General features: G+C 34.0%; 11 protein-coding genes. 7 read left to right on the forward strand and 4 right to left on the reverse strand.

The annotated features are described in order from the left end of the window. The first annotated feature begins 3 nt into the window (after positions 1 to 3). Genes DMB65_RS11260 through DMB65_RS11280 form a run of 5 tightly spaced genes read left to right on the forward strand, consistent with a single transcriptional unit; the run spans position 4 to position 7,085 of the window. The gene (locus tag DMB65_RS11260; protein WP_110306747.1) at positions 4 to 3,573 is read left to right on the forward strand and encodes a response regulator; all 3,570 of its coding nucleotides are present in this window, start codon (positions 4 to 6) and stop codon (positions 3,571 to 3,573) included. A 16-nt stretch (positions 3,574 to 3,589) separates the two neighbouring features. Further along, positions 3,590 to 3,955: a response regulator gene (locus tag DMB65_RS11265; protein ID WP_110306748.1), complete on the forward strand. Its 366-nt coding sequence runs from the start codon at positions 3,590 to 3,592 to the stop codon at positions 3,953 to 3,955. Between the two features lie 7 nt (positions 3,956 to 3,962). Further along, positions 3,963 to 4,772, forward strand: a complete 810-nt coding sequence (locus tag DMB65_RS11270; RefSeq protein WP_110306749.1) for a CheR family methyltransferase — start codon at positions 3,963 to 3,965, stop codon at positions 4,770 to 4,772. Continuing rightward, the gene (locus tag DMB65_RS11275; RefSeq protein WP_110306750.1) at positions 4,754 to 5,338 is read left to right on the forward strand and encodes a chemotaxis protein CheB; all 585 of its coding nucleotides are present in this window, start codon (positions 4,754 to 4,756) and stop codon (positions 5,336 to 5,338) included. Before DMB65_RS11270 ends, DMB65_RS11275 begins: the two co-directional genes overlap by 19 nt. A 49-nt stretch (positions 5,339 to 5,387) precedes the next feature. Continuing rightward, positions 5,388 to 7,085 (forward strand): carbamoyltransferase family protein, encoded by a 1,698-nt coding sequence (locus tag DMB65_RS11280; RefSeq protein ID WP_110306751.1) that lies wholly within the window; start codon positions 5,388 to 5,390, stop codon positions 7,083 to 7,085. Between the two features lie 6 nt (positions 7,086 to 7,091). Here DMB65_RS11280 and DMB65_RS11285 read toward each other — a convergent pair whose 3' ends face one another. Genes DMB65_RS11285 through DMB65_RS11295 form a run of 3 tightly spaced genes read right to left on the reverse strand, consistent with a single transcriptional unit; the run spans position 7,092 to position 9,071 of the window. Next, a complete protein-coding gene (locus tag DMB65_RS11285; RefSeq protein ID WP_110306752.1) occupies positions 7,092 to 7,781 on the reverse strand; it encodes an aspartyl/asparaginyl beta-hydroxylase domain-containing protein in 690 nt (229 codons plus the stop codon). A gap of 3 nt (positions 7,782 to 7,784) precedes the next feature. Further along, complete coding sequence (locus DMB65_RS11290) at positions 7,785 to 8,291, reverse strand: hypothetical protein (protein ID WP_110306753.1); 507 nt, start codon at positions 8,289 to 8,291, stop codon at positions 7,785 to 7,787. A gap of 9 nt (positions 8,292 to 8,300) precedes the next feature. Next, entirely contained in the window at positions 8,301 to 9,071 is a 771-nt protein-coding gene (locus tag DMB65_RS11295) for a Dph6-related ATP pyrophosphatase (RefSeq protein WP_078229997.1), read from the reverse strand. 65 nt (positions 9,072 to 9,136) lie between these two features. On the opposite strand from DMB65_RS11295, the gene DMB65_RS11300 reads away from it, so the two are divergent. Continuing rightward, positions 9,137 to 11,203 (forward strand): M1 family metallopeptidase, encoded by a 2,067-nt coding sequence (locus DMB65_RS11300; protein ID WP_110306754.1) that lies wholly within the window; start codon positions 9,137 to 9,139, stop codon positions 11,201 to 11,203. 117 nt (positions 11,204 to 11,320) lie between these two features. Further along, positions 11,321 to 12,220: a patatin-like phospholipase family protein gene (locus DMB65_RS11305; protein ID WP_110306755.1), complete on the forward strand. Its 900-nt coding sequence runs from the start codon at positions 11,321 to 11,323 to the stop codon at positions 12,218 to 12,220. A gap of 175 nt (positions 12,221 to 12,395) precedes the next feature. Here DMB65_RS11305 and DMB65_RS11310 read toward each other — a convergent pair whose 3' ends face one another. Further along, positions 12,396 to 12,917: a DUF7935 family protein gene (locus DMB65_RS11310; protein ID WP_110306756.1), complete on the reverse strand. Its 522-nt coding sequence runs from the start codon at positions 12,915 to 12,917 to the stop codon at positions 12,396 to 12,398. Positions 12,918 to 12,976: the final 59 nt, after the last annotated feature.

The raw sequence follows: 12,976 nt of genomic DNA on the forward strand, positions 1-12,976 counted from the left end.
TATATGAAACAAAATAACTTTAAAAGAAATTTATTAATCAGTTCATTGATTTCTTTATTGATATTAACGATAAGCTCAACAGCTTCATTTTTAAGTATAAAAAGCTTATTGAAAAGTAACTACTGGGTAAACCACACCCAGGAAGTAATTTATAACCTGAACGAAGGAATATTTGTTGTCACTGATGCCCAGACCAGTATGCGTGGTTACTTAATAACCGGTAAAGAAGAATTTTTAAGCCAGTATAATGATGCAGAAAAAAAATCAGACAGTTTTTTTAATAGACTTGATCAATTAACTGATGATAATCCATCGCAGCAAAAAAACCTTCAGGAAATAAGATATAATACCCATATTTTTTATAAATATCTGAATAATCAGGTAGTAAAAAAAAGAATAGGCAAGGACACTGTTTCTTTTGATCTGGACGAGGGAAAAAAGATGATGGATGAATTGAGAAGTTATTACAAACGTATAGAAAATTCAGAGCAGGTACTTTTAAAAGAGCGAAATGAAAATTCGGAACGATATGGTAATTATAGTGTTATCTTAATTATAGCCGCTTTTATAATCGCTTTTATTATCACGATTGTGTTTTTGCTGCGTATTTTAAAGGATCACAATGAGCGGTCGTTTCTTCAGGAAGAATTAGAACGAAAAGACAAAGAAACAGCCGAAAGGATAAAAGCTATAAGTACTATTGCAAGTCATATTTCAAAAGGAAATTATGACATCAGGGTTGATGATACCAAATCGGATGCTTTAGGTAGTATGGGAGAATCATTAAATAGTATGGGCGTTTCCTTACAAACCACTTTTGATTTATTGTCTCAAAAAGAATGGCTGCAAACCGGAATCGCAAAACTAAACAATGTAATGATAGGGGATAAAGAACTCGAAAGATTGTCTAAAGATGTGATCGAGTTTTTATGCCAATACACTAAAAGTAGTGCAGGAGTGATATATGCTGTAGATGGTGATGAACTTTATGCAATTTCGGGCTACAGTTACCTTCCTGATAAGAACAGGGAACATATAAAAACCGGACAGGGATTAATTGGGCAATGCGTGGTTTCAAGAAAAATTCTGGAACTAAAATCATTTTCAGAAAATGATGTACAGATTACGTATGCTTTGGGAGAAATAAAACCAAAACATATTATTGCAGTACCTTTAATTGATACTCAAGTAGAGGGAGCTTTTGAATTGGCAAGCGTAAAAGAATACACGGCAATCGATTTGGAATTTTTACAGGCGGTTTCAAATAATATTGCCATTGCCATAAAATCAACTCAAAACAGAAAACGTGTGTTGGAGCTTCTTGAAGAAACTCAGGCGCAATCAGAAGAGTTAAGAATTCAGCATACAGAAATGGAGGCAATGAATGCCGAACTGGAAACCCAAACCGAAAAATTACAGGCTTCTGAAGAAGAATTGAGGGTACAACAGGAAGAACTCGAACAAACCAATAAAGAATTGTCTGAGCGAAGTGTTTTATTACAAGAAAGAAACACTGAAATTCAAAAAAAATCAGAAGCACTGGAACTTACAACACGTTATAAATCGGAGTTTTTGGCAAATATGTCACATGAATTGAGAACTCCTTTAAATTCTATTTTGTTATTAAGCCGTTTATTGTCCGAAAATAATAATAAAAGCATGAATTCTGAAGAAATCGAATTTGCAAAAGTTATTCAGAGTTCAGGTAATAGTTTATTAGGACTGATTGACGAAATTCTGGATTTGTCCAAAATTGAAGCCGGTAAAATGGAACTTGAATTTTTAGATGTTACCACAAAAGAAATAACAGACAATCTGTCTAATTTGTTTACGATTGTGGCAAAAGAAAAAAAAATTGATTTTGAAATTATTTCCAAAGACGCACCGGCAGTTATTAAAACGGATAAAATGCGTCTGGAACAAATCCTTAAAAACCTGATTTCAAATGCCATAAAATTTACAGAAAAAGGATCTGTAAGTTTAGAAATAAAAGTAAATGATGACGATGATAAAATAATTTGTTTTATTGTAAAAGATACAGGAATCGGAATCCCGCTGGATAAACAGCCTTTAATTTTTGAGGCTTTTCAGCAGGCAGACGGCTCAACCAAAAGAAAATACGGCGGAACAGGTTTGGGATTATCCATTAGCAGGGAACTGGCAAAATTACTAAATGGAGAAATAATTTTGCATAGTAAAGAAAATGAGGGCAGCAGTTTTACTTTATGTCTGCCGGTTTTTGGTTCCTCGTTAAAAAAAAACACAGCTTTAAAGACTCCGCCTATCGAAATCGATGAGCAGGAAGAAAAAAAACAGGAAACCCAAAATAAATATATCAGTATGGTAATTCCTGAGGAAGTAGCAGATGACAGAAACTCAATCACAGAAAATGATAAAGTTATCCTGATTGTAGAAGATGATATTAATTTCGCAAAGTCATTGTTAACATTTAGCAGAAAAAAAGGATATAAAGCGGTAGTAGTAGTAAGAGGTGATTATGCTTTAAATTTTGCTTTACTTTACAGGCCAATTGGCGTTTTGTTAGATATTGAGCTTCCCGTAAAAAGTGGATGGGAAATTCTGGAAGAACTTAAAAATAATTCAAAAACCAAGCACATTCCGGTACATGTTATGTCATCGCACAAACTCAAACAAGAGAGTTTATTAAAAGGAGCTGTTGACTTTCTGGATAAACCGGTAGCTTTTGAAAAAATTCCCGATGTTTTTATCAGAATAGAACATATTATTAATAAAGAAGCCCAAAAGGTGCTGATTATTGAGGATAATCCTAAACACGCCAAAGCCCTGTCCTACTTTTTAGAAAGTTATAATATCAATTCTGAAATTAAAAGTGAAGTTTCTGAAGGATTAAAAGCGCTTAATAAAAGTGAAGTAGATTGTGTCATTTTGGATATGGGAATACCGGACAAACATGCTTACGAAATTTTAGATAATGTTAAAAAAAATCCAGGATTAGAAAACCTTCCTGTAATAGTGTTTACCGGAAAAAGCCTGTCGCTTAAGGAAGAAATAAAAATTAAAAAATATGCAGATTCCATAATTGTAAAAACCGCACATTCTTATCAGAGAATGCTCGACGAAGTATCACTTTTCCTGCATTTGGTTGAAGAAAACAAAAATCCGGACGGTAAAAAAGATAACCATAGGAAACTGAATTTGCTGAATAACATTTTGTTTGATAAAACTGTTTTGATCGTAGATGATGATGTTCGTAATATTTATTCTCTTACAAAAGCTCTCGAAGTATTTAAAATGAATGTAATTACGGCATTTGATGGCAAAGAAGCCATAAAAATGCTTGAAGAAAATCCAAATACAGATATTGTTTTACTGGATATGATGATGCCCAATATGGACGGTTATGAAACGGCAGAAAAAATACGAAGTAATTCAAAACATTTAACCTTACCGCTTATTGCAGTTACAGCAAAAGCAATGACAGGAGACCGGGAAAAATGCATCAAAGCAGGTGCTTCAGATTATATCACAAAGCCTGTCGATATTGATCAGCTGCTCTCATTACTCAGGGTCTGGCTGTATGATAAAGTTTAATAAAAAGTAGTAAAAAATGAATAAAAAACGACTTTTAATTATAGATGACGATTCCAGAAATATTTTTGCACTGGAGAATACACTACGTGCCAAATCATTTGACTGTTTATCATGTCAGAGTGCAGAGGAAGCTTTGAAAATATTAAATTCTGATAAAAATATTAAAGCAGTGTTAATTGATATGATGATGCCTGATATGGATGGTTATGAGGCAATTCCTTTAATAAAAAAAATCCCGTCGCATGAGTCAACTTTCATTATAGCCGTAACAGCTCAGGCGATGGCAGGAGATAAAGAAAAATGTATGGAGGCAGGTGCAGATGATTATATTTCTAAACCCGTTGATGTAGATAAATTACTTTTAATATTAAGCAAAATTTAAAGTTGTTATGATAGAAGATATCGAACTGGAAACCCTTATTAATGAAGTATATGAATATTATGGTTTTGATTTTGGTAGTTATTCAAGAGCCTCTTTAAAAAGACGTGTTAACAGGATATATCAGTTGGACGGGTTCTCACATTTTGAACAATTTTTATCAAAAGTGAGATATGATCCTGAATATTTCAGACACATGGTTGATGAAATTACAGTAAATGTTACCGAAATGTTTCGTGATCCTTCTTTTTATAAGGTTATTCGAAATCAAATCCTCCCGTTATTGGATGCAAAACCTTTTATTCGTTTATGGCACGCAGGCTGTTCAACAGGTGAAGAAGTGTATTCAATGGCAATTTTATTAAAGGAAGCAGGATTACTGCATAAATCTTTAATCTATGCCACAGATATAAATGTAAAAGTACTTGAAACAGCAAAAAAAGGAATCTTTCCGTTAAGAATGATGAAAGAGTATTCTGAAAATTACAGGGATTCAGGCGGGAAAGAAGATTTTTCGAATTATTATACAGCAAATTACGGTATTGCAAAGTTTAATGAAGATCTGGCTCAAAAAATGGTTTTTTCGCAGCACAACTTAGTTTCTGATACCTCGTTTAATGAATTTGATGTGATTTTTTGCCGAAATGTTCTGATTTATTTTGATAATGATTTACAAAAAAGAGCCATCAATTTATTTGATGACAGCCTTGCCCTGTTGGGCTTTCTCGCTTTAGGAACAAAAGAAACCATAAAGTATTCAGTATCCCCGGGCAAGTATAAACAATTAGATAGGGAAAAAATATGGAGAAAGATCAGATAAATTCACATTTTAAGGTACTAATTATAGGAGGTTCAGCGGGAAGTTTAAGTGTACTAATGCAGGTTTTACCACAATTAACTGCAATTAAATCTTTTGCAATCGTAATTGTTGTACATCGAAAAAGTACAGATGAACAAACGCTTGAAAAACTAATTGACTTAAAATCAGTTGTAAAACTAAGACAGGTTGAAGACAAAGTGCGACTATTACCGGGATTTATTTATGTTGCACCTTCAAATTATCATTTGTTATTTGAAAAAAATCATAAGCTATCACTTGATACTTCCGAAAAGGTAAATTACAGCAGACCAAGTATTGATGTCTCTTTTGAGTCAGCAGCTGAGGTATATAAAAATCTACTGATAGGAATTTTATTGTCCGGATCAAATGCTGACGGAACCAACGGTTTAAAAGCAATTCAAAAAGAAGGCGGTACTATTGTTGTTCAAAATCCCGAAACAGCTGATATGCCCTTTATGCCTAATAATGCTATACAAAATATGACACCGGATTATGTTTTAAATATTCCGGAAATTATACAATTTATCTGCACAATAGGTAATTAACTTTAATTATTTTAGCAGCTTTAAAAGCTAACTATAATAAAGTACTTTAATGAATTCACCTGTGTATGTTTTAGGAACCGGACTTTCACACAACGGATCGGCAGTTTTATTAAAAAACGGACGTGTTTGTGTGGGTATTGAAAAAGAACGATTAAGCCGGATTAAACATGATGGGGGAAATGATAATCTGGCAGTTCAGTATTGCCTGGAGGCAGAGGGAATTGAATTAAAAGATATTTCCCTGGTAGTACAGTGTGCTAATTTTGAAATCCCGGATCGCAATCAATACAAAGGCAAAAGACTCTTTGCAGAAGTTCCGAATTTAAAAATAATTGACATTTCACACCATTTAGCACATGCTTACAGCGCAGTAGGTACCTGTCCTTTTTCTGAATGTGCTGTAATGGTTATTGATGGATGCGGGAGTCCGCTTGACCAGTTTCTAAAATTGCATCCTGAACAAAAACAATATATTAGTCCTGAAATTCTGGAGCAAGATCAGATGATGTGCGAAAAAGACAGCTTTTATCATTTTGACGGACAAAAATTAATTCCGTTAATGAAGGATTTCAGTAAAATGGCTGAAAGGTCAGAGCGTTTATTTTCACTTCCTACAACGCAGCACTCCATTGGCGGATTCTATGCATCTGTAAGTCATTATGTTTTTGGTGATATGGATGATGTAGGGAAATTAATGGGACTTGCGCCATTTGGAAACTCCGGAACTTATGATTTTGAGGCTTTTAAATTTGAACCGGATAATTTGTTTGTAAATGAGGGCTGGAAAAATGAATTTAAAAATCCGTCAAAAGGATATGAATATTTCAAAAGCAATTTTGATTATTATGCTAATGTAGCAAAATGGGCTCAGGAGCAGGTAGAAAAGGCAGTTTTAAAATGCATTCATAACCGGTTGGAAAAATTTCCTCATAAAAATTTATGTTATACAGGCGGAGTCGCACTTAATGCCGTTGCAAATGCCAAACTACAGGATAGTAAAATAGTTGAAAATATATATTTTGAACCAGCTGCCGCAGATAATGGTTTGGCACTTGGCTGTGCATTTTACGGCTGGTTAGAATATTTAAAAATGCCAAAAGTACCTCACGATGGCAGTACCTGTTTTGGTAAGACATACTCAGATTATGAAATCGAAAAAGCGATTAATAACCTTGAAAATAAAAAATACAATCCTGTAAAGTTTTCAGACGAAAATGAGCTCGTAAAGTTTTGTGCCGAAAAATTAAATCAGGGAAAAACAATAGCGTGGTTTCAGTCGGGAGCAGAATTTGGACCTCGTTCTTTGGGACGAAGAAGTATCTTGGCGCATCCCGGAATTGAGGGAATCAAAGATCATATCAATCTGGATATTAAATTCAGGGAAGATTTTCGTCCGTTTGCACCGGCAGTTTTAAAAGAAAAAGCAGACAAATATTTTGTGCAGGGAAGAAATAGTCCTTATATGATTTTAGTAGATAAAACAAAACCGGAATATTTAGAAAAGCTCAAAAACGTAACGCATCGGGATGGTTCAGCACGCGTACAGACTGTTGAAGAAAGCTGGAATCCGAAGTTTGTAAAATTGCTTACGGCATTTTATGCACAAAGCAGAATCGCAGTCGTACTGAATACAAGCCTGAACAAAAAAGGGATGCCAATTGTTGAAACCCCACAAGAGGCGCTTCATTTATTTGAAATGACAGCTTTGGATATTTTGGTTTTAGAAAATTATGTTTTAGAAAAGTGATTTAATTTACTCCAAATCGTTCAAAATAGCATCTAAATTTGGCGGGTTCATTCGTTTCAGTTCTGCAATCATAAGTTGTTTTTCCTTTTCGGAAATTTTTGTAGCAGGCCGTACAAAATCATTTTGATCGGCTTCCTTAAAAAATAAACGATCAGTCCATTCATTGCGAAGTCCGTCAATAACTAAATGAATACGATCTTCAGACCCTCGGTTAGCTACCGAATGGATAAAGTTTGCATCAATATACCAGCATTCGCCTTCATTCATAATCAGTCGATTACCATCCAAAACAAATTCAACGTCACTATTTGTAATGATAGGAATATGCAATCTGAAACAGCCGTCCTCATATCCAAGACAATTGTCACGATGAGGTTTGACTGTTGCACCAACATCTAATTTCAGCAAGCGGACAGCCGTTTTTTCGAATAAAAAGCTATTTAATATTTCTTCAAAATAACTACAGGAATCCAGAATTTCGGTAGCAACGAGTTTATCCTCACCATTTGGCAGTGCAAAAATAGAATTCGATTTTCCGTTTTGCGACATTAAGGCAATCGAAGTCCATTTTCCGGAATAATCATTTGTATTATAATGATTTATCCAGTTTTTATCGATGATTTTATAAACATCATTTTTAAGTTTTTCTGGATCAAAAAACATCGGGAACTTTATTGAGCGTACAAGTTTATCCATAATTTAATCTCTTAGCCATTTCAGCATTTTTGGAAAAGCTTCTTTATCTTCTTTAGCTGCACGTTCTTTTCCTAAAGCAAGTCCTGCCCATTCCAGAAAGGGTAATCCAATATAATTTTCATTGGTAAAATTTGAAATCAGCCATTTTGATTCATTTTTGTATCCGTTGGGATGAAATACAAATTCAATAGGCAACTCTAAATGTTGTGCTGCAGCAAAAGACCATAAAATAGCCCCTATTTCTTCGCCTTGTGAAGGCCAGTCTGAAGCCATTTTATCCGTTCCTGCAATTTTTCTTTCGGCAGAGGTTGTAACAGCCAGATGCCCAGCCTCGTGAAGGATGTCTCCAGGATATAATAATTTTTCGAAATCAATATAAAGACAGTTTGGCCCTAAACTCAATCCGGGCAAAAAAGAAGTTTCGAGTACTTTCTCAAACACGTCTATCCCGATTTCGTTTAAGAATCCCAGGATTTTTTTTAATTCAAAAGATTGATTTTGTACGGTCATTTTAATAAATTATTTCGCAATTAAATCGGTGTACCAGAATCCATAATCAAATGCATCGGTTGCGTTTGTGTCGCAGGCCGTATTCGAAGAATCCTGATTTTTAGGCTTTTCATATTTACGATAAACGGTTTCACCAATTTCAAAACTAATTGGTTCTGAAAAAACAGGACCATCAAAAGTAAAAGTATGAAATTCTCCGTTTTCACCACAAACATCTACATTTTCCGGTAAATCATTTATAAAATCCTGATCTATAATCCGGCCAACAAAACTTTTATCGAGGTAACGTTCGTTTACACACACAACAATAGTTTTAAACCCTAAGCTGATAAACTCCTGAATTAACTCTTGTGTTGAAATTTTCCACAAAGGAAATTCGGCTTCAAAGCCAATTTCGGCTAATTTATCTTCACGGTATTTTCGTAAATCTTCCAGAAAAATATCTCCAAAAACCGAATGTGTGATGCCTTGTTTTTGCAGTTCAGATAATGTTTCAGTCATGACATTTTCATAAACTTCCATGGTTGGCATCTCTGGAATCTGCATTATTTTTAAAGGTAAACCAATACTTTTTGCCTGAGCTTCGAGCAATGCTACACGTACACCGTGCATCGAAATTCGCTGATATTGCTGGTTGACACTTGTTAATAAACATTCTATTTTAAAATCAGAATTTTGAAGGATTTTGTATAAAGCCAGAGCAGAATCTTTTCCGCTGCTCCAGTTAAATAAAGCTTTTTTAGATGTTGACACGATTGTATAATTTTCTAATGTAAACATACAAATTTCATTCGATTTGTTGATGAAACCTTTGTAACTTTGGATTTTGCCTTCAATTTAATTCAATGAAATACATTCTATTATTTTTCACCGTCTTGGGTTTTGCACAACAAACCCAATTTGTCGATTTTAAATCCGTTTCCGCACAATTAAAAATAAATGCCAATGAAAAATCGGTTTCAGGTTTGGCTGACTATCAATTTGAAGTTTTGAAACCAGTTGACACCATTAATATTGATGCCAGAAACATGGAATTTTCAAAAGTAGAAATTAACCAAAAACGAGCTGTTTTTATTAATACGGGAAAGCAATTGCAAATCATAGATCATTTTCAGAAAGGAAAAAATCAGTTGACTTTTGAATATTCTGTTAAACCAAAACAGGCCTTGTATTTTGTTGATATTGAAAATTCTGAAGTCCAGATTTGGACACAAGGTCAGGGAAGGTACACGAGTAACTGGTTTCCGAGTTTTGATGATGTAAATGAAAAACTCATTTTCAATTTAGGAATTTTGTACAATAAAGATTATCAGGTTCTTTCGAACGGGATTTTAAAAGAAAAGACAGAGAACAGCAATCAATTTCACTGGCAATACCAAATGAAAAAACCAATGAGTTCTTATTTATTGATGCTTGCCATTGGGAAATTCGATAAAAGAGAATTCAAGTCAAAATCTAAAATTCCTTTAGAATATTATGTAGAGCCTAAAGATTCAGATCGTTTTGAGACCACCTATCGTTATTCTAAGCGTATTTTTGATTTTTTAGAAAAAGAAATAGGAGTGAAGTACCCGTGGAAAATCAACAGGCAAATTCCGGTTCGGGATTTTTTGTATGCCGGGATGGAAAACACCACCACCACACTTTTTGCTACGCGTTATGTAGTTGATTCCGTTGGCTTTGAAGACAGGAACTACACCAATGTTGATGCCCACGAGTTAGCACATCATTGGTTTGGGGATTTAATAACCGCAGAAAACAGCACACATCACTGGCTGCAGGAAGGTTTTGCAACTTATTATGCTTTATTGGCCGAAAGAGAAATTTTTGGAGAGGATTATTTTTATTCGAAATTATACGATACGGCACAACAAATTAAATTTGCTTCCAGAACCGATGCAATTCCGGTTTTGAATGCCAAGGCCAGTTCTCTGACTTTTTACGAAAAAGGAGCATGGGCGTTATTTGTTTTACATGAATCAATAGGGGATAAAGCCTTCAAAAAAGCGATAAAAAATTATTTAAAGAAATACGGATATCAAACCGTAAATACTCAGGATTTCTTTGATGAAATAAAAAAAGTATCCGGTTTTGATTTGAATAAATTTCAAAAAACCTGGCTGGAAACTACTGCTTTTGACACCCCGACAGCGAATGCCTTATTGAGTAAAAATAAAGCAATTCTGGTTCGTTTAGAAGTTGATAAACTGAAGAAAACCCCATTGGCTGAAAAGAAGGACTATTTTTTGAAAATTTTAAATTCAGATGTTTATTATACGGTTAAAAAAGCGATCATAGATCAGATTGAATCTGAAAAATATGACGCTAAGAAGGAACTTTTGTTATTAGCTTTAGAAAGTAATAATTTAAAAATAAGGCAATCCGTTGCTGAAACAATGAATGTGATTCCAGAAGATTTCAGAGCAGCTTATGAAACATTACTAGACGATAAATCGTATCAGACACAGGAAATTGCGCTTTATTTTTTGTGGAAGAATTTTCCTGAACGAAGAACAGAATATCTTAATAAATCTCAAAACTGGATAGGTTTTAATGAGTATAACCTTCGCACGTTATGGCTTTCATTAGCTTTATCTACAACTAATTACATTGATAATCCTGAAACTTTGATTTTAGAGTTGATTGCGTTTTCTTCTACAAAATATGAAGCTGCTACCAGACAAAATGCTCTAGAGAAACTAATTGGTTTTGAAATTATTAACGATCAGGTTTTGAGTAATTTAGTCAATGCCACAACCCATCACATGTGGCAATTTTCTAAATTTGGAAGGGATACTATTCGATTGTTATTAAAAAATCCTGAAAAGCGTGCTTCCTTTGAAAGAATTTTGACTAATTTGAACCCCGATGAAAAATTTCAATTGAACCGCCTTTTGGCAGAAAAAAGTTAAGATTTATTTATATTATTGATTCAAAAAGAAATTGATTAAAATTTCAAAACAAAAATGTTTAAAGTTTTGAGGATTAGTTGACTCATAACACATAACAAAAAACGCATAACTTACAAAATGAGAGCATTGGTTATTTCTGGTGGCGGTAGTAAAGGCGCATTTGCCGGTGGTGTTGCCCAGTATTTATTAGAAGTAAAAAAATATCAATACGATTTATTCCTTGGAACTTCAACCGGAAGTTTATTGATTCCGCATCTGGCACTCGGAAATATTGATCAAATTCATTCGATTTATACGAATGTAAACATGTCGAAGATATTTAATATTTGTCCTTTTGTGGTCAAAGTTAAAGATGGAGTTGATATAGTGACCATTAATCACTTTAATGTTGTTCGCCAGTTTTTTAAGGGGAAGAGAACTTTTGGAGAAAGTAAAGGTCTAAAAAAATACATTAGAAGTAACTTCTCTCTATCTGATTTCAATCAGTTAAAAAAGATGAAGAAAGATGTTATAATCACAGTAACCAATTTTACAAAAAACGAAGCCGAATATAAATCAATAAAAGAATGTACTTACGAAGAGTTTTGTGACTGGTCCTGGATTTCTAGTAATTATGTCCCTTTTATGAGTCTTGTTGAAAAGGACAATTGCGAGTATGGCGATGGTGGATTTTCAAGTCTGGTTCCCATTCGTGAAGCAATCAACCGTGGAGCAACAGAAATTGATGTCATTATCCTGGAAACAGAAGTCCATATGGAAAAGACAGTAATCGGAAAAAATCCGTTTTCACTGATGATCGACTTGTTCCGAATTGCTTTGGATCAGGTTGAGAAACACGATATTGCCATAGGAAAACTAATAGCAAACAATAAGAATGTAAAACTTAATTTATATTACACTCCGACAAAGCTGACCAATAACGCCTTGATTTTTAATAAAGAAGTGATGAAGAAGTGGTGGGAACAGGGATATGAATACGCTCAGAATAAGTCGGAAATTATGAGTGATAATAAGTGATTTTTTTTAGTCCTTAGCTCTTAGTTACTATTTTTTTTTGTAAACTTCTTGATAATTAGAGACTACGGAATTGAAAAAACTATGTGCGAATAACTAACTGAACTAAGATGTATTAGTTAAGTACAGAAAGAATATACTAAGGACTAAAAAACTAAGGCTTAACCACTATAAATTGCTACCAGAGCTCGGCAACCTCATTTTTTATAAATCCTAAAGCAGCATTGCTTGGCGATTGTTTTTCTAATAAATCATTCAAAATCACTTCACGTAATTTATCTGCACTGTCAACACGATCGCTCATGGCGGCTTTACGGATCATTTGTATAGTTGAGTTCTTGGCTGTCGTAATAATCGTCCAGCACTCATCAGACATATAAATCTGCTGCGTTAAATTATGCTCGAATTCCTGTTCAATCTGGTCAATGATGAAATTTTCGTAATCGTGTTTGTGTTGTGAAATTGGAGCAATCCGAATCAATAATTTGGTCAGGTTGATACGCTCCAAAAATAAGGTCATACGCTCGTACGCCTGTAAACGGATTGGCAAGGATTGTTTTTGATAGTCTCTGTTTAATAAAAAAGCACGTTTTTTATCATTATTTTTAATATGCAGTTCAAAAAAACGGTAAGCCACAAATCCCGTGATAATGGCTGGTAACGTATAACTCGCTAATTCTATAATTCGGGTAAAATCCATTTCAATAATTTTTTAGGCAAAAATATACTTTTTGTAGAGAAATCCATTTTAAATTTTCA

The organism is Flavobacterium cheongpyeongense, assembly GCF_003202435.1.
Classification (GTDB): domain Bacteria; phylum Bacteroidota; class Bacteroidia; order Flavobacteriales; family Flavobacteriaceae; genus Flavobacterium; species Flavobacterium cheongpyeongense.